We start from the raw sequence: 23,463 nt of genomic DNA, 5'->3' as shown, positions 1-23,463 counted from the left end.
TCAGCCGCCGATCGGCGCGGCCTCCCGGCCGCCCTGCGGCTGCTCCGGCTTGACCGAACGGAGCAGCACGCTCGCCACGTCGATGACCTCGACCTGCTCGCCGGCGCCCTTGCCGTTGACCCCGTCGTTGAGCATCGTCGAGCAGAACGGGCAGCCGACGGCCACCGTCTTCGCCCCGGTGGCCATGGCCTCCTCGACCCGGTCCACGTTGATCCGCTTGCCGATCTTCTCTTCCATCCACATCCGGGCACCGCCCGCGCCGCAGCAGAAGGAACGCTCGCTGTTCCGCGGCATCTCGGTGAGGTCGCCCGCGATGGCATCCCCGAGGACCTCGCGAGGGGCCGCGAAGATCCGGTTGTGCCGGCCCAGGTAGCAGGGGTCGTGGTAGGTGACACCGCCGTCGACCGGCTGCACCGGGGTGAGCTTGCCGGTGGCGACCAGGTGAGCCAGCAGCTGGGTGTGGTGGACCACCTCAAACTCGCCACCGAGCTGGCCGTACTCGTTGCCTAGGGTGTTGAAGCAGTGCGGGCAGGTCGCCACGATCTTGCGCTTGGCCTTCTCCCGGCCCTCGAACGCCTCGTTGAGCGTCTCCACGTTCTGCTGGGCGAGCATCTGGAAGACGAACTCGTTGCCGATCCGCCGCGCCGGGTCGCCGGAGCAGGTCTCACCCTCGCCCAGGATCGCGAACTTCACCCCGGCCTCGTTGAGCAGCGTGGCCACCGCGCGGGTGGTCTTCTTGGCCCGGTCCTCGAACGCGCCGGCGCAGCCGACCCAGAACAGGTACTCGAAGTCGTCCACCTCGCCGACCCGGGGCACCTCGAAGTCCAGGCCCTTGGTCCAGTCCTCGCGGGTGTTCTGCGGGGCACCCCACGGGTTGCCCTTGTTCTCCAGGTTGCGGAGCATCACGCCGGCCTCGGACGGGAAACTCGACTCGATCAGCACCTGGTAACGGCGCATGTCGACGATGTGGTCCACGTGCTCGATGTCCACCGGGCACTGCTCGACGCAGGCCCCGCAGGTGGTGCAGGACCAGAGCACGTCCGGATCGATGACCCCACCGGACTCGGCGTCGCCGATCAACGGCTTGTCACCCTCGGCGAGCGACAGCACGTCCAGGTGGGCGAGCTGGGCCTGGGTGGCCTTCTCCTCGCCGGTCAGGTCCTTGCCACCGCCGGCCAGCAGGTAGGGCGCCTTCGCGTACGCGTGGTCACGCAGGCTCAGCACGAGCAGCTTGGGCGACAGCGGCTTGCCGGTGTTCCAGGCCGGGCACTGCGACTGGCAGCGACCGCACTCGGTGCAGGTGCTGAAGTCCAGGAGGCCCTTCCAGCTGAACTGCTCGACGTGGGCGACGCCGAACTGGTCCTTCTCCGGGTCGGCCTCCTCGAAGTCGAGGGGCTTGCCCTGGCTCGTCATCGGGCGCAGCGCGCCGAGGCCGGAGCCGGCCGGCTTGGCCGGCTCGCGCTTGAAGAAGATGTTGGGGAACGCCAGGAAGCGGTGCCAGGCGACGCCCATGGTGACGTTCAGGGAGATGACGATCAGCCAGGTCATCGAGATGGCGATCTTGATGAGCGCGGCGACGCTGGCGCCGTCCGACCAGTCGGGCAGCACCGCGCCGACCGCATGGCTGACCGGGGTGGCCCAGAGCGGGTACTCGAAGTGGTCGGTGGCGACCTTGAAGCCCCGGATCACCAAGCCGAAGATCAGGACCAGCAGCACGATCCACTCGACGAAGTAGCCCTGCCACATGGTCGAGCCGGTGAACCGGGACCGCCCGCCGGGCCGGTTCGGCCGGTTGCGGAGTCGGATCACCATCAGCACCAGGATGCCGATCAGGCCCAGCACGGTGATGATCTCGGTGGCCAACCCGAAGATCGTCCAGTGCCCGATGATCGGCAGCCCGCCGGTCGGGGTGACCACCTCGAAGTACGCCTCGAGCACCAGCAGCGACAGCACGATGAAGCCGACCATCACGAACCAGTGCGCGGCGCCCACCACGCCCCACTTGAGCATCCGGGTGTGACCGGCGGTCTCCACCAGCATGGTCTTCGTCCGGGCGCCCTTGTCGGAGAACCGCTCCGGGGCGGGTTGCCCGAGCCGGATGACTGCCGTCATCTTCACGACCGCACGCACCGCAAGCCACACCGCCACGGCGGTGATGGCGACCGCGAGGATCGTGGTGACGATCTGGACGCTGCCCATCGAGTTGGCCTCCCCGGTCTGCTGCCTGATGACCTCGCTGCGCTCGGTCATGCAATGCAGCCTACGCGAAGGTTACCCAGCAGTAACGTGAGTCATCTCGCAGTAGGCCACGCTGCCTGCGGACACCATAGGTGGCTTCCCCCGAGCCTGCCGGTCAGGGGCTCGATGCGGCGGGTGCTGCGGAACCGCCGGAGCGGCGGCTCCGAGACGGGATCTCAGCGCCAGCGGGAGAGCAGCCCCAGCGAGGCGACCATCGCACCGAAGCCGACAGCGAGGTTCCAGTAACCCCACGCCATCACCGGGTACTGCTGCTCAGACAGGTAGTAGAGCACCAGCCAGCCGATGCCGACGACGATCAAGGCGACCGCGGTGATCGGCAACCACACCGGGCTAGGCTTGCGCGACGACGCCGCCGTGGTCGGACGAACGTCCGTCGGCGGGGTGTACACCTTCTTCTTACGGACCTGAGACTTGGGCACGGCGCTCTCCAGAGGGGTGACGACCTCGTCCGGCCTGACAACCGGGCGCGGGGGCGACGGTCCATGGCCAATAATGTTCGACAGCTAGCGTAGTCCCGATTGCCCGTCCGGACCATGAATGGGGTCAGGCCGGTGCACGGAGTGACCGAAAGAGGCGGGACTGTTCGCATCACCGGCGCAGCCGGGAGCGGCCCGATCCCCGACACGCGGAAGGAAACGCTCGGTGGAGTACACATCCGGCGCAACCTCCTGGCAGAAGGTCCTCCGACGGGCCGCCGCCGGGCTGCTGCCCCGGCGACCGCGTCAACGCCGACCCGGCTGGTCGATCGGGGTGCCTCTGATCGCCGCCGCAGCGGGGCTGCTCTTCACCACCAGCGCGACCACCGCCGACGGCACCGCCCTGCGCGAGGACCGGCGCCCTCAGCTCAACCAGCTCATCGAGGACCGGCGCGAGCAGGTCGCGGCGAGCGAACGACGGGCCGCCACGCTGCGCGGTGAGGTCGAACAACGGACCAACACCCTGGCCGGCTCCGATGCGCCGATCAAGAACCAGCAGAATCGCGCCCAGGGCAGCCTCCAGGCCGCCGGATTCACCGCCCTCGGCGGCCCCGGCGTCACAGTGGAGCTGAACGACGCCCCGCAACTCGACCAGACCCAGTCGGACGCGAGCAACGACGACCTGGTGGTGCACCAGGGGGACGTCCAGGCGGTGGTCAACGCACTCTGGGCCGGCGGAGCCGAGGCCATGTCAATCATGAACGTCCGCGTGCTCACCACCAGCGCGGTACGCTGCGTCGGTAACACCCTGCTGCTTCATGGCCGGGTGTACTCCCCACCGTTCAAGATCGTAGCAATCGGCGATCCCGCTGCCCTCCAGCAGGCCCTCGCCAGCTCTGAGGGAGTCCGGTTGTTCAAGGACGCGGTCGACGACTACCAACTCGGTTACAAGGAGACGGTTTCTACGGTGCGAGTGCCGGCATTCGAGGACTCGACCTCCCTGCGCTCGGCTACGGTGCCCAAGTGAGCGGGCCGGAGGAGCGCCGCGACGGGCGACACCGCAACCAGACCGACGAGCCGACCGACATCCTGCCGAAGGTCGACCGGCCCGAGCCGACACCTGGCCGGGCGACCCCGGCCGGCAACTGGCCGGAGCCGGTGCTTCCCGCGCGGCCCGGTGCGCCGCGCCCGCCGGTCACCCCCGAGCCGCCCCGCGCTTCTGAGCCGCCTCGCGCTTTCGAACCTCCCCGCGCGTCCGAGCCGTCCGGCGCTTCTGAGCCGCCTCGCGCCTCGGGCCGTCCGGGTGTCGAAGCCCCACCACCCTGGCCGGGTAACACCCCGCACGGGTCCGGCCGCCCCTCCGTTGCGAGCCGACCGGTGTCGCCCGCCGCGAGCCCAGGCGTGTCGCCAGCCGCCGCCCGGCCGGCGTCACCCGGAGCAGGCCCCGCCCGGCCGGCGTCACCCGGACCAGCCATCGGCGGGCCGACGTCACCCTCCACCCGGCCGTCGTCACCCGGGGCCGCCACGACCCGACCCGCAGCAACCAGCGGGTTGCCAGGTCCGACCTCGACCGGCTCCGCTGCGCCCGGCGGGGTACCCGCCAACCCACCCTCCGGCACGCCGAGCCGGGCCGTCCCGTCGACACCATCGGTGGCCGACTCGCCGACCGCGTTCATTCCGCAGGTCGCCGCCCGGCCTGGGCGTCCCACCGGCTCTCCGGCGGCGCCGGTCTCACCGGCCGCGCCCGACCGCGTCCCGGCAGCCGGCCAGGAGGGTTCCGCCGGTCGTGTCCCCCCGGGCGGTCCCGGCCGTGTCCCGTCCGCAGCGTCGGGCCAGGTCCCTCCGGTTGGCTCTGATCGAAGCTTCGACCCGGCCGCCACCGCGGTGATCCCGACCCTTCCCACCGCGCCCGCCGCCCGGCCGCCGGCGATGGACTCGACGGCGCTGATGGGCGCGGTCCCCCGCTCGTCCGTCCCCGGGGAGCCGGCCGACGACGACAACCCCGGCGAGCCGCCCCGACCCCGGCGGGGCGAACGGGTCGTTCAACTTCGGCCGCACCAGACCGGCGAGGGCTACAAGAGCGTCTACTCCGAGCTCACCCGGCCGTCGCTCGGCTCCCGGATACGCACCGGCATCCGCGTCACCGGCGAGGTTCTGATCACCTTCGGCCTCGTGGTGCTGCTCTTCGCCGGCTACGAGGTCTGGGGCAAGTCGGCCATCGTCGACGCCCACCAGAACGACCTCACGAACCAGCTCGCGCAGGAGTGGGGCCCGACGGACGACCCGACGGTCGTTCCGTCGGCCGGCCCGAGCGTCAAACCGTCACCGCCGGTACGCGGCAAGCCGATCGCGGGCCTCTACATCCCGAAGCTCGACAAGAACTGGGTAGTGGTCGAGGGCGTCACCCAGCAGGACATCCGCTACGCCCCGGGTCACTACCCGGCGAGCGCCTTGCCCGGCCAGGTCGGCAACTTCTCCGTTGCCGGCCACCGCAACCGGGCGACCTTCTGGCGGCTGGACGAGCTCGACGACGGTGACCCGATCGTGGTCGAGAGCAAGACCGACTGGTATGTGTACCGGGTGTCGCAGTCGCGGATCGTCCGACCGACGCAGGTCGAAGTGGTCGCGCCGGTGCCCGGCGAGCCGAACAAGAAGGCCACCAAGCGCATGCTCACCCTGACCACGTGCAACCCGAAGTTCGACAACTACCAGCGCCTGATCATCCACGCCGAACTGGACCGCACCCAGCCCAAGTCGGCGGGCCGGCCGACCGAGCTGGGAGGCTGACCGATGTACGCATTCATCTGGCGCAAGCTGCCGTTCGGTCTGGCCGGAAAGCTGGCCGGCTCGGTGCTCCTAGTAGCCGCCACTGTCGCCCTGCTCTGGTATGTCGCCTTCCCGTGGGCCGAGCCCCTGCTGCCGTTCGACGATGTGCAGGTCGAGTCCGGGGTCCCCGCGGAGTCGGGCAACGACGCCCCGGTGACCGGGGATACCCCGGCCGGCGACGAGCACGACCTGCCGTACGACACCGACCGCAACAACCCGGTCCCGTCCTCCTCGCCGAGCAGGTGACCGTGCGCGTCCTGGTGATCGACAACTACGACTCGTTCGTCTTCAACATCGTGCAGTACCTGGGCCAGCTCGGCGTGGACTGCGAGGTCCGCCGCAACGACGAGATCGACGTCGCCGAGGTGGGCAGAGTGGGCGCGGACGGCATCCTGCTCTCGCCCGGGCCGGGCAGCCCCGACCGCGCCGGCATCTGCCTGGACGTCATCCGGGAGTACGCGGGTGAGCTGCCGATCTTTGGTGTCTGCCTGGGTCACCAGGCGATCGGTGAGGCGTTCGGCGCGACCGTGACGCGGGCCCCCGAGCTGCTGCACGGCAAGACCTCAGAGGTACGGCACAACTCGGTGGGCGTCCTCGCGGGCCTGCCGGACCCGTTCACCGCCACCCGGTACCACTCGCTCGCCGTACTCCCCGAGACGCTGCCCGACGAGCTGGAGGTGACCGGCTGGACCGGCTCCGGCGTGGTGATGGCGATGCGGCACCGGACGCTTCCCATCGAGGGCGTCCAGTTCCACCCGGAGTCGGTGCTCACCGAGGGCGGCCACCTGATGTTGGCGAACTGGCTCGCCAGTTGCGGTCACCAGGAGGCGTTGGAGCGCGCACCCGCGCTCGCCGCCGAGGTCGACGCCCGCCGACTCGCCGCCTTCGCCAGCAACTGAGGTCGGCAGCCCGTCAGCTGCGTCGCCCACGCCCACGCCGACGCCGCAGCGGCCGGCGATGACCGTGTGCGCGGTCGCAGCCCCAACAACGCGCCCCCGAACAGGACGGCGGCCCCGAGCCGCTGACCGTTCACCTTCCCTTTGCTCTGCACCCTCCCATGCACCGATTACGGAACGTGAGTGTCGCGTGGGTGGGTGCAGAGCAAAGGCTGTGGTTGACCCTGTGGCGGCCGTCGCGGCGCCGCAGCCGACACAACCGCCGTGGCCGACAGGAACACCGCAGCCAGCACGGACTGCGGCGGCCGCAGGGACCGGGGCCGCCAGCACGGACTGCGGCGGCCAGCACCGACCTCCATGGCCAGCACGGACCGTAGCGGTTGTTCAGGCCGATCAGCAGGGCCCAGGCGGCTGTTTCAGCTACGCAGCGCGTTCTGAACCGCCGGGTCAGCAGGTGAATGGACCGCTGGCGCACGGCCCCGGGCCGCGTCCCACGCCGCCTTGCCACTGGCGAAGTAGTCCCGGACGGACTTCTCGGCTAGCAGGGCCGCACCGCAACCATCGCACCTGGCGACCACCCCAACGGCGTCGAGGCCGAGGTGCCGGCACAGCGTCACTGCCCGCGACAGGTGGTAGGACTGGGTCACGATGAGGGCCCGCTCGACGCCGTACACCTGACGGGCTCTGGCACAACTGTCGTAGGTGTCCAGGCCGAACGGGTCGGCCACGACGCGACGCGGGTCGACGCCACGCTCGGTGAGATACGAGGTCATCACGGCCGGCTCGTCGCCTGACGTGCCGCCACCGTCGCCCGACACGAGGACCACAGCGGCTCGTCCGCTGGTCACCAGCGCGGCGGCGGTCTCCAGGCGGCCGGCGAGGCGTTCCCCTGGCCGCTGCCGGTCCGCCGCCACTGCAGTGCCGAGGACGATCACCACGTCGGCGGAGGGGGCCTCGGCTTCGGTGTGCACGTGCCCACGGGCGGTGAACGTCGTCCACAGCCACGGGAGGCTGGCGAGAACCAGCGCGGCGACACCCAGGACGGCCAGGCGTCGGAGGCGGCGCACTCGTCCGCCCACCGGAGCGGCGAGCGCCTCCTCGTCGGTCATCGCGACGCCCGAACCCTGGGGTCTAGTCCTCGGGAAGCCAACTCGGCGGGGGCGGGAACGGCAGACCGCCGCCACCGCCACCGGGGGTGGTGGGCGTGGGCGTCGGCGTGCCGGTCGGCGTCGTGGAGGGCGGCGGCTCCTCGACCTTCTCCGGGATGCCGATCTCGATGGTCACCGTCTTGTCCTTGGCCAGCGAGGTGCCCGGATTCGGGTTCTGCTTCTGCACCCGGCCGGCCAGGCTGGCCGCCACCTCGTCGCCATCACGGACGTCGACCTTGTAACCCGCCTCGCGAAGCTCCTGGACGGCCTCGTCCCGCGTCGAGTTGATCACGTTGGGCACCTTGTTTACGTTGCCCTTGGAGACCTCGACGACCACCTTGGTGTCCTGCGGGACGGTGGTCCCGGAGGGTGGGGTCAGCTTGAGGACGATGCCCTCCTGCGCGGGGTTGTCGACCTTCTTCTCCTCGGCCACCAACCCGAGGTCCTCAAGCTGGGTCTTGACGTTGTCGAACTGCGCGTTGATCAGATTCGGCGGAATCTTCACGTCCGGCTTGCCACCGCAGAGCTGGATGGTCACCGTGCTGGCCTGCTTCAGCCGGGTGGCCGGCTCGGGATTCTGCTTCGCGACGGTGCCCTTGGTGCAGTCGTTGTCCAGGACGGATTCGCCCACCTGGGGTTGGAGATCGGCGGCACGGATCTCGGCGACAGCGGCGGCCTGACTCTTGCCGACCAGGTTCGGCACCGACTTGTTGGCCTTGTCCTGCTGCTGGCTCCAGAGCAGGGCGGCGACCAGGGCGATCACCGCCAGCACACCCACCGCGCTGAATGTCGCGATCAGCCAGGAGGACGCCTTGCGCTGGCGAGGGTCACCGACCCGAGCCATCTGCCCGGTCTGCGGCCCACGGGTAGGAGCCGGGTAGCCGCCCCCACCGCCGGCCGGGGCCATCGCCACCGTCTCCGCCTCACGCATCACCGGGGTGGCCAGCACCGGCCGACCGGCGGCGGCGCGGAGCAGATCGGCCCGCATCTCGCCGGCGCTCTGGTAGCGGTTCAGCGGGTTCTTCGACAGCGCCTTGAGCACGATCGCGTCGATGGCCGGGGTGACGTCCGGGTTGATGTCGCTCGGCGTCGGCGGCGTCTCCCGCACGTGCTGGTAGGCGACACTCACCGGGCTGTCCCCGACGAAGGGTGGGTGACCGCACACCAGCTCGAAGAGCACGCAGCCGGCGGCGTACACATCGGAGCGGGCGTCGACGGCCTCGCCGCGCGCCTGCTCCGGGGACAGGTACTGCGCCGTGCCGATCACCGCGCTGGTCTGCGTCATGGTGGTCGCACCGCTGGCGAGCGCGCGGGCGATGCCGAAGTCCATCACCTTGACCTGGCCGGTCTGGGTGAGCATCACGTTGCCCGGCTTGATGTCGCGGTGGATGATGCCGTGCCGGTGGCTGAACTCCAGCGCGGCGCACATGTCGGCGCAGATCTCCAACGCCCGGCGCGGCTGCAACCGGCCCTCGGCGCCGAGGACCTCCTTCAAGGTCCGCCCGTTGACGAACTCCATGACGATGAACGGCAGTGTCTCGCCGGTCGGCGCGGTCTCCTCGCCGGTGTCGTAGACCGCCACGATCGCCGGGTGGTTGAGCGACGCCGCGTTCTGCGCCTCCCGGCGGAACCGCATCTGGAACGTCGCGTCCCGGGCCAGGTCGGTCCGGAGCATCTTGATCGCGACGTCCCGACCGAGCCGGAGGTCGCGACCGCGGTGCACCTCGGCCATGCCGCCATAGCCGAGCAGCTCGCCGACCTGGTACCTGCCACCGAGCAGGCGGGCCTGCGCTGTCATCGCGTCTGTCGTCCTTCGCTCGTCGTCGTCCCGCCGCCGTCCGGCCGGAGTCGTACCTCCCGACGGTACGACGTCAGGGTCGGATCGTCGCGTCCGTCGAGTCGTAGCGCGCCGGACGTCACGGCGCGCGGAGTCAGCCCGGCGGGTTCACCGGCCTGCGACTGCTTCCGCAGGGTGTAGGAAATCATGCCGGAACAGACAAGGACCAGTACTGCCAGCAGGATGGCGAGCAGCACCATTCCTGGACGGGACCGGCGGGGTTCGGGTGACGGCACCGACGGTCCGGCCTGCCGGACGTACGCCGGCGGGTGTTCCTGGCGAGGCGGTGCCGACGGCACCGCTGCGGCGCCGCGCGGGTAACCGTTCGGTGTGACCGGTGGGCGGCCGGGCTGGACGGCCGGCGCGATGGCGGTGGGTCGCGGCTGCTGGGCCGGCGCGACGGCGGTCGGCCTCGGCCCCGCGACCGGCGGGCGGGCACCCGGCGGGCGCATGTGGTGCGCCTGCGGCACCTGCGCCCGGCCGGGTGCGGCGGGTGAGGCCGGCGCTGCGGAGATCGGCGCGGAGTTGGCACCGGCTCTGGCTTGCTGGGAGAGCGTGGCCTTGAGCTGGCGGGCGACGCCGGCGAGAGCGGCCGCGCTGGGCCAGCGGGCGGCCGGGTCCTTCGCCAGGGCCCGTTCCACCACGGCCCGCACCTGCGGCGGGATGTCCGCCGGCAACGGCCTGGGCTTCTCGCGTACGTGCTTCATCGCGATGTCGAGCGGATTGTCGCCCTCGAACGGCCGCCGGCCGGCGAGGCACTGGTACGCGACCACGCCGAGCGCGTACACGTCGGACGCCGGGGTGGCGACGCCGCCGGTCGCCTGCTCGGGCGAGATGTACGAGGCGGTGCCGAGAACCGAGCCGGCGGCGGTGAGCTGGCCGACCATGTCGGAGCGGGCGATGCCGAAGTCGGTGAGCACCAGCGTGCCATTCGGCCGGACGAGCAGGTTGCCCGGCTTCACGTCGCGGTGCACGATGCCCTTCTCGTGCGCGGCGTGCAGCGCGTCCGCTGCCTGGGCGACGAGCGCCATCGTTCGGGCCGGCGTGAGCCGCCCGACGCGGCTCAGCGTGGACGACAGGGCGTCGCCTTCGACGTACTCCATGACCAGGAACGCGATCTGCTGGTCGTTGCCGAAGTCGTAGACGTCCACCACGCCGGGGTGGTTGATGGTGGCCATGGTGCGGGCCTCGCCGCGGAACCGCTCGCCGAAGTCGGGGTCGTCGAGCAGCGCGGGGAGCAGGCTCTTCACCGCGACCGTACGGCCGAGCACCTGGTCGGTGCCGCGCCAGACGTCGCCCATGCCGCCGCTGGCGATCCGCTCGTCGAGACGGTAGCGGTTGCCGAGCTGGACGCCGGGGCTGAGCATCAGCGACCCCCGGGGTCGTTGATGGCGGCACGCATGATCTGGCCGGCGATCCGGGCCGCCTCGGCGCTGCCGCCGGGGCCGGCCTGTTCGAGCATCACGCAGACCGCGGAGACCGGGTTGCCGTTCTTGTCCATCGCGAAGCCGATGAACCAGCCGTGGTCGGGTCGGTCCGGGGCGGACTGCGCGGTGCCGGTCTTGCCACCGACCGTGTAACCGCTGATCGCGGCCTTCCGACCGGTGCCCTTCTGGACCACGCTGACCATCATGTCCCGCAGGTCGGTGGCGACCTGCGAGCTGACCGGCTGGCGCAACTCCCGGGCGCTGGCGGTGTAGTAGCTGGTGGTGCGGTCCGGGGCGAGCAACTGCCGGACCAGGTACGGCCGCATCTGGCTGCCGTTGTTCGCGATCGCGCCGGCGATCATGGCACCCTCGAGCGGGGTCATCCGGACGTTGTTCTGCCCGATCGAGGACTGGGCCAGCGCGGCCGGGTCGGTGGTGCCGTCCGGGTTCTGCATGTCCCCGGTCCGGCTGGCCGCCGTGGGCAGACCGTCCTCGCCGAGCTGGCCGACGGTGAGGTCGTCCTGCTCGAAACCGAACTGCCGCGCCTTCTCCTTGAGGGCATCGGCACCGAGCTGCACACCGAGCTGGGCGAAGCCGGTGTTGCACGACTCGGTGACCGCCTCCAGCAGGGTGACCTTCGCCTCGGGGCAGATCGACGGGGCGGCGTTACGGATCGGGGTGCCGGAGGTGGGCGGGGTGTAGCTGGAACCGGCCGGGATCTGGGTCGTCTTGGTGACGCCGTTCTCCAGCGCCGCCGCCGCCACCACGATCTTGAAGGTGGAGCCCGGCGGCAGCGTCTCGGAGAGCGCCCGGTTGTTCAGAGGGCGGTCGGGATCCTGTTCCAACTTGGAGTACGCGGCAGCCGCTTCCTTGCTGTCGTGGCTGGCCAACGGGTTCGGATCGAAGCTGGGCATGGACACCAACGCCTGCACCGCCCCGGTACGCGGGTCGATGGCGATGGCCGCGCCCTTCTTCGCCCCCACCTCGTTGTTGCGCAGCTGGTCGTACGCCGTGTCCTGGGCCCGCTTGGAGAGCGTGAGCAACACGTTGCCGCCACCGCTGTCGTCCCCGGTGAACATGTCCTTCAACCGGTCGCCGAGCAACTGGTCGCTGGTGCCGGCCAGGAAGTCGTTCTCCACCTTTTCGATGCCCTGGTCGGCCAGGTTGACCGGCTTGTAGCCGAGCACGTGAGCGTACTTGGCGCCGCCCGGGTAGGTGCGCAGGAACTTGAGGTTGCCGGTGGTCTCCTTGCTGGTGGCCAGCGCGGTGCCGCCAGCCTCGATGTTGCCCCGCTTACGCTTGTAGTCGGCGACCTGGACCCGACCGTTGTAGTCGCTGGTGCGGTATTCGTCGGCCTTCTGGAACTGGACCCAGTTGAGGTTGGCGAAGAGCAGGCCGAACAGGACCATGACGACGACGCCGACCCGGCGCAGTGGTGCGTTCACGGCTTGATCACCTCCGTGGGGGCACCGTGAATCTGCTCCGGCTGGCCACCGGCGGGCCGGGCCGCCTTCGCGGCACCCCCTGTCAGCGGCCGGCGGGCGCCGTCGGAGACCCGCAGCAGCACCCCGATGAGCAGCCAGTTCGCCATCAGCGACGAGCCACCGGCGGACAGGAACGGGGTGGTCTGACCGGTCAGCGGGATCAACTTGCTGATGCCACCGACGATCACGAAGACCTGGAGGCCGAGGGTGAACGCGAGACCACCCGCGAGGAGCTTGCCGAACGAGTCCCGTACCGCGAGCGCGGCCCGCAGACCCCGCTCCACGATCAGCAGGTAGACGACCAGCAGCGCGGAGAGGCCGAAGAGGCCGAGCTCCTCACCGATGCCGGCGAAGATGAAGTCGTTCTGCACCTCGGGCAGGATGTCCGGTTGGCCGCCGCCCGGCCCCGCGCCGAAGAGCCCACCGGTGCCCAGGGCGAGCAGCCCTTGGACGAGTTGGTAGCCCTTGTTGGTCGGGTCGGCGAACGGGTCCAGCCAGATCTCCGCCCGGAGGTAGAAGTTGGCGAAGGGCCCGCCGACAGTCGAGCCGAGCACGTAGGCGAGGTAGGCGCCGCCGAAGAAGAGGACCAGACCGATCAACAGCCAGCTGACCCGTTCGGTGGCGATGTAGAGGGTCACCACGAACATGCCGAAGTAGAGCAGCGAGGTGCCCAGGTCCTTCTCGAACACGAGCACCAGGAGGCTGACCAGCCAGACGCCGACCACCGGGCCGAGGTCCCGTCCGCGCGGGAAGTCGATGCCGAGGAAGCGTCGACTGGCCAGCGACAGCACTTCGCGTTTGCGGACCAGGTAGTAGGCGAAGAAGACCAGCAGCGCCAACTTGGCGAACTCACCCGGCTGGATGGAGAAACCGCCCACCCGGATCCACAGCTTCGCGCCGTTGATCTCGGAGATGCTCGACGGCAGGACCGCCGGGAGCATCACCAGCACGATGCCGGCCAACCCCAGGGTGTACGCGTACCGGGAGATCGACCGGTGGTCGCGCATGAGGGCGAGCAGGCCGGCGGCGAGGATCACCGAGGCGAGCGTCCACGCCAACTGCCGTCCGCCGATCCCGGCGAAGATCGCCAGTTCTTCCCGGTCGGCGACCGGCGCCTCACCCAGGTCGATCCGGCGCAGGAAGCCCACGCCGAGCCCGTTGAGCAGGGCCACCGCCGGCAGCAGGGCCGGGTCGGCGAACGGGGCGAGGAACCGGATGACCAGGTGCAGTCCGAGGAAGACCGCGCCGAGAGCGGCGGCGGGCATCCAGAAATCCGGTGTGACAGTGTCCAGCAGGTTCGCCTCGACGGTCGCCCCGTACGCGGCCACCAGCACCATCGCGAGCAGCAGCAGGGACAGCTCGGCGTTGCGGCGCGACCGCGCCAGGCGTACGCCGGACTGCTCGCCCGCGGTCGCGGGCGAGGGTGCCGGTGTGGCCGCTACGGTCACGGGTGGAGTCCTCGGTATCTCAGCCGACGCTCACTCAGGAGACCGGCAACCGGCCGGGTCGAGCGCCGGCGTGGCCGAGTCGGAGGGCGTGACGTCGGGTGTGGTGGTCGTGCCGTTCGCACCGACGGCGTCGGTGGCACCGACGGTCGGGCTTGCGCTGACGACCCCGTTGGGGGTCGCCGACGCGTCGGCACTCGGGCTGCCGTTCGGGGTAGGCGTCGTGACGGCCTGCGGGGGCGACGGAGTGCCACCGACAGTGCTGGTCGGGTCGAGCGGACAGAGCGGCTTCAGGTTGGGGTTGCTCGGGGTGTCACTGGTCAGCTCCGCGAGCTGCCGCTCGGCGTCCGGCTCGTTCTTGGCCCGGATGCCGACCTTGACGGTGTCCTGAGCGGCGACCGTGAGGTCGTCGAGTCGGGTGCCGCTGCGCCGGTGCACGGTGGAGAGGTCCATCCCGGCGATCTGCCCCTGGACGCCACGGAAGACAGCGACCTGCCCCTCCTCGGTGGCACCCACGTAGTACTGCCGCTGGGTGTACGTCCAACCGCCGAAGCCTGCCCCGCCGACGATGACCAGCAGGGCCAACGCCATGGCGGCGGTCCGCACCGGGCGGCGCTTCGGCCGGTCCGGTTCGTCGTCGGAGGCGACCGGCTCCTCGGGGGCGGGAGGGCGGGGCGCGGAGAGCGCCGAGGCCCGGGCGGCCGGCGTCGAGTCGTCGGCGGAGGTCGCCATGCCCCGGTCGCGGGCGGCGGCGCCACCGACGATCGGGGTCGCCTCGACGATGTCCTGATCCGTCGCGTCCGCGATGATCACCGTGATGTTGTCCGGGCCGCCGCCGCGCAGCGCGAGCTGCACCAGCCGTTCGACGCACTGCTGCGGGTCGGCGTACTCCCGCAGGGTCTCGCCGATGGTCTCGGCGCTGACCACACCCGAGAGGCCGTCGCTGCAGATCAGGTACCGGTCGCCGGGGAGGACCTGACGCACCGAGTACTCCGGGTCGATGTCCCGGCCGTCCAGAGCGCGGGTGAGCAGCGACCGCTGCGGGTGACTGCTCGCCTCCTCGGCGCTGATCCGGCCTTCGTCGACGAGCATCTGGACGTACGTGTCGTCCTTGGTGATCTGCGCGAACTCGCCGTTACGCAGCAGGTAGGCCCGCGAGTCACCGATGTGGACCATGCCCAGCTTGCTGCCGGTGAAGAGGGTCGCCGTGAGCGTGGTGCCCATCCCCTCCAGCTGCGGGTTGGCGTCCACTGTGTCGCGGAGTTGTTGGTTGGCGGTGCCCACGGCCGAACGCAACGCGTCGACGAGAGCGTCCCCCGGGACGTCCTCGTCGAGCGGCGCCATGGCACCGATGACGATGTTGCTGGCGACGTCACCGGCGGCCATACCGCCCATACCGTCGGCAACGGCAAGTAGCCGCGGCCCGGCGTAGACGGAGTCTTGATTGCCGTCACGGATCAGACCGCGGTCGCTGTGGGCCGCATAGCGCAGGGTCAGAGTCATGGCCGTAATTCGAGGGAAGTGCGGCCGATCCGGATCGGCACGCCGAGGGGGACGGGGGTTGGTCCGGTGACCTTAGCGCGATCGAGGTACGTGCCGTTAGTCGAGCCGAGGTCCTCGACGTACCACTGCCCTTCGCGCGGCACGAGCCGGGCGTGTCGCGCGGAGGCGTAGTCGTCGGTGATGACCAGGGTGGAGTCCTCAGCTCGACCGATGGTGATCTGCGCTTCACCAAGAGTGATCCTGGTGCCGGCCAGTTGACCGGCGGTCACCACCAGCTGGTGTGCCGCCCTGCCCCGTTTCACCTTCGCCGGCTTCGCCGTTTGCCCGGTCGAGGCCCCCACCGCGCGTGGTGCGGCCACCAGGCGACCGGACCGCGCGCCGGCGAAGAGATCCCGGCGGATCACACCGACCACCGTGAACACGAAGATCCACAGCAGGATCAGGAAACCGAACCGGGCAACGGTGATGACCAGTTCCGGCAAGGCGGGTCAGCCGTCCACGCGGAAGGTCAGCGTCGTCGTACCGAGCTGGACCATGTCACCGGGGTTCAACGCGACGGCGGAGACCCGCTGCCCGTTGACCATGGTGCCGTTGGTCGACCCCAGGTCGGTCAGCACGACCTGGCCCCCGTCGAAATCCAGCCGGGCGTGTCGCCGGGAGATGCCGACGTCGGGCAGGCGCAGGTTGGCCTGGTCGCCACGACCGATCACCGTGGACCCCATCTGGAGGGGGTAGGTGCGGCCGTCTCCGGAGACCAGCCGCACGTTGCGACCGCCACCGTGCCCCGGCGGCGGGCCGTAGCCACCGCCCTGGTCGTACGCGGGGTAGGCGGGCGGGCCGGCGTCGTAGCCGGGTGCCGACACCGGGGCGACCTCGCCGCCGGTGTAGACCTCGGCCGTGACACGGAACATGCCCGTGTCCAGGCCCTCACCTCGCTCGATCTCGACGATCACGTCGCCGTAGACCGTCCACGCCTGCTCGCCGATGAACTCCGCCTGCGACTGGGCCAATTCCTGGGCCAGCGCGGCGGCGTACGGCGCCAGCCGACTGTGGTCGAACGGCGAGAGATCGATCACGTAGCGGTTGGGCACCAACGTGCGCCCACCGGCCAGGATCGCCTTGTGCGCCTCGGCCTCCCGCTGCATGGCGTTGAGGATCTCCACGGGGTGGACCACCCCTTTGAAGACCTTGGCGAAGGCCCCTTCGACCAGGCCTTCCAGACGCTTCTCGAAGCGTTGCAGCACGCTCACCGGCTCCTCCTCGGGTCCCGAGGACATGATGGTATCCGGCCGGCGCGCGCGCAGCTCACACGCCGCTCGGCCGGCTGCTCCCGGCCCGTTCGGAAGGGCCGGGACTGTCGTGCTAATCTTTCGTCCGCCACGAACGGTAACCGCTCGTGGCGAGCGCCAGGGACAGCGTAGTATTCCCGAGGCCCGTTGGAGACAGCGGGGCCGGGGCGGCTACAGTGTTCCGGGTCGTGCCACGGGGATGTGGCGGAATGGCAGACGCGCACGGTTCAGGTCCGTGTGCCCGAAAGGGCGTGGGGGTTCAACTCCCCCCATCCCCACCAATGACGAGGGCTCCGCTTGATGCGGGGCCCTTCCGTCATATCGGGACGTGCCGGACGTCACGCTATGCTGCGATGGATTCTGCCTCCGATGGACCGGGAGTGGCGTGTGAGTGTCGCGTTGGTGACAGGGTCGGGTGGCCTGATCGGCTCTGAGGCGGTCCGGCACTTCGCCGGCCTCGGCCTGGACGTGGTCGGCATCGACAACGACATGCGCCGGTACTTCTTCGGCGAGGACGGCTCCACCTCGTGGAGCCTGGAACGGCTCGGCCGTGACCTGGGTAACGCGTACACACACTTCGCGGTGGACATCCGGGACCGGGACGGTCTGGAGCAGGTGTTCAAGAAGTACGGCTCGGACATCGCCGTGGTGATCCACAGCGCTGCGCAGCCGAGTCACGACTGGGCGGCCAAGGAGCCGTACACGGACTTCGACGTGAACGCCGGCGGCACGCTCAACATGCTGGAGAACACCCGCCTGCACGCGATCGACGCACCGTTCATCCACTGCTCGACCAACAAGGTCTACGGCGACCGGCCGAACAGCCTGCCGCTGGTCGAGCTGGAGACCCGGTACGAGCTGCCCGAGGACCACCGCTGGCACCAGGGCATCACCGAAGAGATGTCGATCGACCACTCGCTGCACTCGGTCTTCGGCGCCTCCAAGGTCGCCGCCGACGTGATGGTCCAGGAGTACGGGCGCTACTTCGACATGAAGACAGCTTGCTTCCGCGGCGGCACGTTGACCGGCCCGGCCCACTCCGCGGCCGAGCTGCACGGGTTCCTGGCCTACCTGATGCGCTGCGTCATGGAGGGCCGGACGTACAACCTGTTCGGCTACAAGGGAAAGATGGTCCGCGACGCGATCCACTCCCGCGACGTGCTGAGCGCGTTCGAGGCGTTCTTCCGGGCACCGCGATCCGCGGAGGTCTACAACCTCGGCGGCGGGCGGCACTCGAACACCTCGCACATCGAGGCCTTCCGGATCGCCGAGGAGATCACCGGTCGCGAGGCGCAGATCAACTACGTCGAGCAAAACCGCACCGGCGACCACCAGTGGTACGTCAGCAGCATGGCCCGGTTCGAGGCCCAGTACCCGGACTGGAAGATCACATACGACGTGCCGATGATCCTGCGGGAGATCTACGAGGCCAACGTGGACAAGTGGGTCCCCCAGTCATGACCACGTCGCGGACCAAACGCAACGTGCTGGGTGTCCTGGTGGACGCCACCGACTACGCCACGGCGACCGACGCGGTGGTGACCGCGGCGCACGAGCGTCGTCCGCTCGCGCTGACCGCGTTGGCCGTGCACGGCGTGATGACCGGGGTGCTGGACCCGGCGCACAACGCCCGGCTCAACTCCTTCGACGTGGTCACACCGGACGGGCAACCGGTGCGGTGGGCGCTCAACCTGCTGCACAACGCCGGCCTCACCGACCGGGTCTACGGGCCGACGCTGACCCTGCACGTGCTGTCGCGTTTCGCCGACGAGGGTCTGCCGGTCTACCTGTACGGCTCGACCGAGGAGACCCTCGCCCGGTTGATCCCGGCCCTGGAGCGGATGTTCCCCGCCCTGAAGATCGCCGGGGTGGAGCCGTCCAAGTTCCGCGCCGTCGAGCCCGGTGAGGACGCCGAGATCGCCGACCGGATCCGGTCCAGCGGTGCCCGGCTCGTCCTGGTCGGGCTCGGCTGCCCCCGCCAGGAGGTCTTCGCGTACGCCATGCGTCCGCTGCTCGACATGCCGCTGATGGCGGTCGGCGCGGCCTTCGACTACCACGCCGGTCTGCTCCGCAAGCCGCCGCCGTGGATGCAGCGTGCCGGCCTGGAGTGGTTCTGGCGTCTCGGGCTGGAGCCCAAGCGGCTCTGGCGTCGGTACGTCATCCTCAACCCGGCGTACCTGAGCCGGCTGGCCGCGCAGAAGATCGGCCTCTGGAAGGCCCGCCCGCCGGCGCCGGCCCACGAACGGCCGGCCACCTTCTCGGTCTGACCCGTACGGCACGAGGCCCCACCCGGTCTTCCGGGTGGGGCCTCGGTCGTGGGAGACCGCTCAGACGGTCAGGGTCCAGGTGTTGATGTAGCCGGTGTCGACCGAGTAGGTGTCGCGCACCTGAAGCCGCCAGGTGCCGTCGGCAGCCTCACCGGAGACGTTGACCGAGTACGTGGCGATCACGTTGTCGGCGCTGTCCGAGGTGCTGCTGTTCTTCAGCCGGTAGGAGCTGCCGTCCGGGGCGAGCAGGTCGATGACCAGGTCACCTCGGTAGGTGTGCACGATGTTCACCGCCACCGTGGACGCCGAGGACGCGTTGCGGCCACAGCCGGAGATGGTGATGGAGCTGGTCACCGCCGAACCGGCGTCCGGGATCGACACGTCGGTGCCGTTGGTGCCGGTGCAGCCGGTGGGCGGCGGCGGGGTGGTGCCGCCGCCGCCCACGTAGAGCAGCAGGTTCGGCGAGCCCGAGCCGACGTTGCTGATCACGTTCGGGGTGGCGGTGGACACGAGTTCGTTGCGCACCTGCGCCGGGGTCCAGCTCGGGTTGGCGCTGGCCACCAGGGCAGCCGCGCCGACCACGTGCGGCGTGGCCATCGAGGTGCCGCTGATGGTGTTGGTGGCCGTGTTGCTGGTGTACCAGGCCGAGGTGATCGACGAGCCGGGCGCGAAGATGTCCAGGCAGGTGCCGATGTTGGAGAACGACGAGCGGGCGTCCGCGCTGGTCGTCGAGCCGACCGTGATGGCCTCCGTGGTACGGGCCGGTGAGGTGTTGCACGCGTTCGCGCCGCTGTCGTTGCCGGCCGCCAGGCCGTACGTCACGCCGGAGGCGATCGAGTTGCGGACGGCGTTGTCCAGCGAGCTGTTCGCGCCGCCGCCGAGGCTCATGTTGGCCACCGCCGGCTTGATCGCGTTCGCGGTGACCCAGTCGACGCCGGCGATCACACCGGCGTTCGTGCCGCTGCCGGAGCAGTTCAGCACCCGGACGCCGACCAGCTGGACACCCTTGGCCACGCCGTACGACGACCCGCCGACGGTGCCGGCGACGTGCGTGCCGTGGCCGTTGCAGTCGTCGGCCGACCCGCCGTCCACGGCGTCGTAGCCGGAGGTGGCCCGGCCGCCGAAGTCGTTGTGGGAGAACCGGATGCCGGTGTCGATGATGTAGGCGTGCACGTTGCTCGCCGTGTTCGGGTAGGTGTAGGAGCTGTCCAGCGGCCGGTTGCGCTGGTCGATCCGGTCCAGACCCCAGGAGGGCGGGTTGGTCTGCGTTCCGGAGATCGAGACGGTGTGGTTCTGCTCGACGTACGCCACCGCCGGGTCGGCCGCGATCCGCGCCGCCGCGCTCGCGCTGACAGTGACCTCGAAGCCACGCAGCGCCGCTGCGTAGGTGCGGGCCACCGCGCCGCCGTGGCGACCGGAGAGTCGCTTCGCGGCGTCGCCGACCCGGTCCCGGGCCACGGCACTGTCCTTGAGTACGACGATGTAGCTGTCCGGCACGGCGGTGGCGCCGCCCGCGGCCCGCACCACACCGACGGGTTCGGCGGCCAGGGCCGGGGTGCCGACGGCCAGCACGGTCGCCGTGGCCACCCCGATCAGTACGGACCTTCGTGGAAGACCCATCTCCTACCTCCCTCTGACCGGCGGCGGAACGTGACGCCGGTCCCAAAATCAATCGACGCATGCCGATCCAGCTGAGGGTAGATCAGCCGTCGGGCACTTGAACATGTCGAAACGGCCATACCTTCGGGTGATGACCCCCTACGGGCCGACGTCGGGGACGAACAGGGGGTCGGCCCGGATTCGCCTGGCGCAGATCCGGGAAAGACTCTCGAACATGGAGAGTCAGCTCACCATCCTGTTCCCGGTAGCCGCCGCCTGGTTGGCCGCCGGCGTCGTCGCCGACGGCCTTCCCCGCCTGCGCAACACCCGCGCGCTTCGCCGGCGTACCGGATGGTTGCTGGCGCTGACCCTCACCGGCCTGACACTCACCGCGGCCGTGCTCGGCGGCGGTCTGCTCAGCGCCGGCTCCGCGCCGGTCGACCGGGCCGCCGCCGGGCTCACCCTGGCCGTCGGCCCGGCGCTCGTGGCGTCGGTCTGCTCGGTACGCCGGATCCGCCGGCTGTGGGCCGGGGCGGGCGCCTTCGCCAACGCTCCCGCCACACCCGCGCCGCACGGGCTGCGTGCCGCCGCCGCCCACCCGCTCGTGGGGCTGCCCCTCCAGGTGGCCGCCCTGGCCACGATGCCGGCGGTGATCGCGGCGATCGGCACCGACCTCGGGGCCGACCCCAGCGTCACCGGGCCGGCGATCACGGTAGGCGCTCTCGCGGTCGCCGCCATCGCGGTCCGGCACGCACTTCGCCACAGCCGGCTGGCCGAGCGGGTCCAGCCGGACGCCGCCCGGTCAACGCGGGCGGCTGGCCCCCTGCACGTATAGCAACTCCAGGATCGCCCTGGTCGCCTCGAACCAGCGGTCCAGCCAGTCCTGCGAGGGCAGGTTGCCCTTCGGCGGCAACTCCATCAGCAGGCCACGCAGCAACGGGTGGTCGGCGAAGGACTCGGTGGGCTCCATCGGCCACCCGTTCGGCGGGAACGACGGCTCGATCAGCGGATTCGGGTCCAACGAGGGCAACGAGAGCGGCGGATCCGCCGACTCGGAGGTCGCCTCCCGCCCGCTCAACTCCTGGTCGGTCGAGACCACCTCGGTCAGTACGGTGTCCCGACGGGCCCCGCGATACTTGCCACCGAATCGTTCCGCTTTGGCCGGACCGTTGGTGAGGTTGTCTGAACCGATCGTCGTCATCCGTCTCGCCTACTCGCTCGGTTGCGGGTCGGTGCGGCGGGTCGTCGACCAGTGCCGTACCGACCGGTTCAACGAGACGAGCGCGATGTGGCGACGGGATTCCCCCCGGAACCTCACCGGCCACCGCCGGCCACCGGCCGGCCGGAGACGGCGGAGTCCCCGTCCGGCAGGCCGGACGGGGACTCGCTGGGGCCATTCACTCAGACCGCGCCGAACACACCACCTCGGGTGCCCGCGACGAAGGCGTGCCAGTCACCGGGTGCGAAGACCAGGGCTGGGCCCGCCTTGTCCTTCGAGTCCCGCACTCCGACCGCCCCCGTCACGTACGCCACCTCCACGCAGTTGTCACAGTTCGGCCCGCTCTTCGAGCTCTTGAACCATGCTGCCTGCGTCAGGTCCACGGGGAACCCCTTGGTCGCCATTTCCACAACGGCTCCTCTGCCAGTTTTGCGATGTGTGCGACGGACTCCTCCGGACGTATGGCCGCAGCGCGGATGTGATCGAAGATGAAGCTGTACTTCTGTAGTTCGTCGCTCTTCTCGAGGAAAAGCCCACCCGTGGCGTTCTCCGCGTACACAACATCCGGATCACCGGGCTCAGGGAAGCTGAGGATCGTGAACGTGCCGTCCATGCCGGCGTGCGCACCCACCTCGAAGGGCAGGATCTGCAGCGTCACGTTCGGCAACTCGGCCACCTCGACCAACCGTCTGAGTTGGCCGCGCATCACCTCGTCCCCGCCCACCGGCCGACTTACCACCGCCTCATCGAGCACCACCCACAGATCGACCGGATCGTCCTGGGTCAATAACGACTGACGGCCCAGACGGACACGCACCCTTTGGTGTACCTGATCGGCGGTGAAGTCCGGCCGAGCGGCGCGGATCATGGCTCCGGCGTACTCCTCGGTCTCCAGGAGGCCCGGCACGACCTGCTGTTCGTACGCCCTTATCGAGCTCGCCGCCGCCTCCAGCCCGACGTACGCGCCGACGAGCACCGTGCTGTACGGATGCCACCAGCCCTTCTGGCGTGCCTCCCGTGCGATCTGCACGAGCTCGTCGCTCTCGGCGCCGACCACGCCGTAGATCCGCAGCATGTCCCGCACGTCGCGTGGGGTGGCCGTGGTGTGGCCGGTCTCGATCCGGGAAACCTTCGACGCCGAGCACTCCAACTGCTCGGCGACCACCTCGATGGTGATTCCGGCGGACTCCCGCTGGCGGCGCAGCTCGGCACCGAGCCGCCGCCGTCTGATGGTCGGACTGCGCCGCTCACTCATGGCGCAACCCACGAGTCAGTGGTCCCCGCCGCTGGCTGCTCGACCCCACTCGGGCTACCTCCGGTAACGCGCCACTGGGTGACACCCGCCGGGGGCGCGACCGTCGACCGGCGAGCGTTCGCGACGAAGGGGAGTGGTGCCGGTCCTCGGCCGGCCGCGACGGGCGAAACCGGCCCCCAGTGTGCCGTCCGGACGCGGATGGCTTCAATAGGCCTTTCGCGCGACACGCTCATGTATCGGCAAAAGTCGACGTGCAACTTGCATGAAGCACGTCCCTGATGCACTCTGTCCGTATGGCACGGATCACTCAGCGTCTCCGTTCACTCCCTCGGAGTGGTGACCCCACCGACCCGGGGAAGCTGGGCACGACGCGGGCCCGGCCGACGACACCGAGACCTGCTCCGGGGTAAAGACCCCGCCGCTGCAAGCCGGCAAGCTGCGGCGGCGGGCGCGGTTCCCGGAAGCAGTCGGGTGGTGGTCGGGTGGCGGCACGTCACCAACGGAGTACGGCCCGACCACCGCCATCCGCACCACCGGTTCACGAGGCACGACCCCGTCGCCGGCCGAGACGTCCCCCGTTCAGGCACCGCCGG

21 protein-coding genes and 1 tRNA gene are annotated in these 23,463 nt (G+C 70.2%); 8 read left to right on the top strand and 14 right to left on the bottom strand.

All coding sequences use genetic code 11. The features are described 5' to 3' along the window. Together O7631_RS05530 and O7631_RS05525 are read right to left on the bottom strand one after the other, a co-directional pair. Window positions 1–2,199: a (Fe-S)-binding protein gene (locus O7631_RS05530; protein WP_278147851.1), complete on the bottom strand. Its 2,199-nt coding sequence runs from the start codon at window positions 2,197–2,199 to the stop codon at window positions 1–3. A 215-nt stretch (window positions 2,200–2,414) separates the two neighbouring features. Further along, window positions 2,415–2,678 (bottom strand): cell division protein CrgA, encoded by a 264-nt coding sequence (locus O7631_RS05525; protein ID WP_278143289.1) that lies wholly within the window; start codon window positions 2,676–2,678, stop codon window positions 2,415–2,417. A gap of 223 nt (window positions 2,679–2,901) precedes the next feature. Here O7631_RS05525 and O7631_RS05520 point away from each other — a divergent pair, with 223 nt between their 5' ends. The 4 genes from O7631_RS05520 to O7631_RS05505 are packed head-to-tail and all read left to right on the top strand — an operon-like array spanning window position 2,902 to window position 6,400. After that, window positions 2,902–3,702 carry a DUF881 domain-containing protein gene (locus tag O7631_RS05520; RefSeq protein WP_088986972.1) on the top strand — a complete coding sequence of 267 codons (801 nt, stop codon included), beginning with the start codon at window positions 2,902–2,904 and terminating at the stop codon, window positions 3,700–3,702. After that, window positions 3,699–5,462 carry a class E sortase gene (locus tag O7631_RS05515; RefSeq protein WP_278143288.1) on the top strand — a complete coding sequence of 588 codons (1,764 nt, stop codon included), beginning with the start codon at window positions 3,699–3,701 and terminating at the stop codon, window positions 5,460–5,462. The genes O7631_RS05520 and O7631_RS05515 overlap by 4 nt, the downstream gene beginning before the upstream one ends. A gap of 3 nt (window positions 5,463–5,465) precedes the next feature. Further along, window positions 5,466–5,747 carry a hypothetical protein gene (locus O7631_RS05510; protein WP_278143287.1) on the top strand — a complete coding sequence of 94 codons (282 nt, stop codon included), beginning with the start codon at window positions 5,466–5,468 and terminating at the stop codon, window positions 5,745–5,747. 2 nt (window positions 5,748–5,749) lie between these two features. Further along, window positions 5,750–6,400, top strand: a complete 651-nt coding sequence (locus O7631_RS05505) for an aminodeoxychorismate/anthranilate synthase component II (protein ID WP_278143286.1) — start codon at window positions 5,750–5,752, stop codon at window positions 6,398–6,400. Between the two features lie 413 nt (window positions 6,401–6,813). Here O7631_RS05505 and O7631_RS05500 read toward each other — a convergent pair whose 3' ends face one another. The 8 genes from O7631_RS05500 to O7631_RS05465 are packed head-to-tail and all read right to left on the bottom strand — an operon-like array spanning window position 6,814 to window position 16,518. Then, the gene (locus tag O7631_RS05500) at window positions 6,814–7,506 is read right to left on the bottom strand and encodes an ElyC/SanA/YdcF family protein (RefSeq protein ID WP_278143285.1); all 693 of its coding nucleotides are present in this window, start codon (window positions 7,504–7,506) and stop codon (window positions 6,814–6,816) included. A gap of 22 nt (window positions 7,507–7,528) precedes the next feature. After that, window positions 7,529–9,343, bottom strand: coding sequence for a Stk1 family PASTA domain-containing Ser/Thr kinase (gene pknB / locus O7631_RS05495; protein ID WP_278143284.1), 1,815 nt, complete (start codon window positions 9,341–9,343; stop codon window positions 7,529–7,531). Beyond that, window positions 9,340–10,749 carry a serine/threonine-protein kinase gene (locus tag O7631_RS05490; protein WP_278143283.1) on the bottom strand — a complete coding sequence of 470 codons (1,410 nt, stop codon included), beginning with the start codon at window positions 10,747–10,749 and terminating at the stop codon, window positions 9,340–9,342. Before O7631_RS05490 ends, pknB begins: the two co-directional genes overlap by 4 nt. Next, window positions 10,749–12,254 carry a penicillin-binding protein 2 gene (locus tag O7631_RS05485; RefSeq protein WP_278143282.1) on the bottom strand — a complete coding sequence of 502 codons (1,506 nt, stop codon included), beginning with the start codon at window positions 12,252–12,254 and terminating at the stop codon, window positions 10,749–10,751. The genes O7631_RS05490 and O7631_RS05485 overlap by 1 nt, the downstream gene beginning before the upstream one ends. Further along, window positions 12,251–13,741, bottom strand: coding sequence for an FtsW/RodA/SpoVE family cell cycle protein (locus O7631_RS05480; RefSeq protein WP_278143281.1), 1,491 nt, complete (start codon window positions 13,739–13,741; stop codon window positions 12,251–12,253). The genes O7631_RS05485 and O7631_RS05480 overlap by 4 nt, the downstream gene beginning before the upstream one ends. Window positions 13,742–13,771: 30 nt before the next feature. Then, window positions 13,772–15,241 (bottom strand): protein phosphatase 2C domain-containing protein, encoded by a 1,470-nt coding sequence (locus O7631_RS05475; RefSeq protein ID WP_278143280.1) that lies wholly within the window; start codon window positions 15,239–15,241, stop codon window positions 13,772–13,774. Next, window positions 15,238–15,723 (bottom strand): FHA domain-containing protein, encoded by a 486-nt coding sequence (locus tag O7631_RS05470; protein WP_278143279.1) that lies wholly within the window; start codon window positions 15,721–15,723, stop codon window positions 15,238–15,240. Before O7631_RS05470 ends, O7631_RS05475 begins: the two co-directional genes overlap by 4 nt. A 6-nt stretch (window positions 15,724–15,729) precedes the next feature. Then, window positions 15,730–16,518, bottom strand: coding sequence for a DUF3662 and FHA domain-containing protein (locus tag O7631_RS05465; RefSeq protein ID WP_007454122.1), 789 nt, complete (start codon window positions 16,516–16,518; stop codon window positions 15,730–15,732). 207 nt (window positions 16,519–16,725) lie between these two features. Here O7631_RS05465 and O7631_RS05460 point away from each other — a divergent pair. From O7631_RS05460 to O7631_RS05450, 3 genes are all read left to right on the top strand, one after another. Then, a tRNA-Leu gene (locus tag O7631_RS05460) sits at window positions 16,726–16,811 on the top strand. A gap of 64 nt (window positions 16,812–16,875) precedes the next feature. After that, entirely contained in the window at window positions 16,876–17,991 is a 1,116-nt protein-coding gene (locus O7631_RS05455; RefSeq protein WP_278143278.1) for an NAD-dependent epimerase/dehydratase family protein, read from the top strand. Next, window positions 17,988–18,797, top strand: coding sequence for a WecB/TagA/CpsF family glycosyltransferase (locus tag O7631_RS05450; RefSeq protein ID WP_088986982.1), 810 nt, complete (start codon window positions 17,988–17,990; stop codon window positions 18,795–18,797). The genes O7631_RS05455 and O7631_RS05450 overlap by 4 nt, the downstream gene beginning before the upstream one ends. Before the next feature lie 60 nt (window positions 18,798–18,857). On the opposite strand, the gene O7631_RS05445 is transcribed toward O7631_RS05450, so the two are convergent. After that, on the bottom strand, window positions 18,858–20,417 hold the full coding sequence (locus O7631_RS05445; protein WP_278143277.1) for a S8 family serine peptidase: 1,560 nt from the start codon (window positions 20,415–20,417) through the stop codon (window positions 18,858–18,860). Between the two features lie 214 nt (window positions 20,418–20,631). Between O7631_RS05445 and O7631_RS05440 the strand changes: the two genes are divergently transcribed. Then, complete coding sequence (locus tag O7631_RS05440) at window positions 20,632–21,231, top strand: hypothetical protein (RefSeq protein WP_278143276.1); 600 nt, start codon at window positions 20,632–20,634, stop codon at window positions 21,229–21,231. Here the strand turns inward: O7631_RS05440 and O7631_RS05435 are convergent. From O7631_RS05435 to O7631_RS05425, 3 genes are all read right to left on the bottom strand, one after another. After that, window positions 21,199–21,597 (bottom strand): hypothetical protein, encoded by a 399-nt coding sequence (locus O7631_RS05435; protein ID WP_278143275.1) that lies wholly within the window; start codon window positions 21,595–21,597, stop codon window positions 21,199–21,201. The genes O7631_RS05440 and O7631_RS05435 overlap by 33 nt on opposite strands. A 200-nt stretch (window positions 21,598–21,797) precedes the next feature. Continuing rightward, window positions 21,798–22,019, bottom strand: a complete 222-nt coding sequence (locus O7631_RS05430; RefSeq protein WP_088986986.1) for a DUF397 domain-containing protein — start codon at window positions 22,017–22,019, stop codon at window positions 21,798–21,800. Continuing rightward, a complete protein-coding gene (locus O7631_RS05425) occupies window positions 21,989–22,870 on the bottom strand; it encodes a helix-turn-helix transcriptional regulator (protein WP_088986987.1) in 882 nt (293 codons plus the stop codon). Before O7631_RS05425 ends, O7631_RS05430 begins: the two co-directional genes overlap by 31 nt. Between the last annotated feature and the right edge of the window lie 593 nt (window positions 22,871–23,463).

The sequence above is a fragment of the Micromonospora sp. WMMD967 genome, from assembly GCF_029626165.1.
GTDB lineage: Bacteria > Actinomycetota > Actinomycetes > Mycobacteriales > Micromonosporaceae > Micromonospora > Micromonospora taraxaci.
Note: the sequence above shows the minus strand (reverse complement) of the source record. Positions and strands in the feature narration are given on the sequence as shown.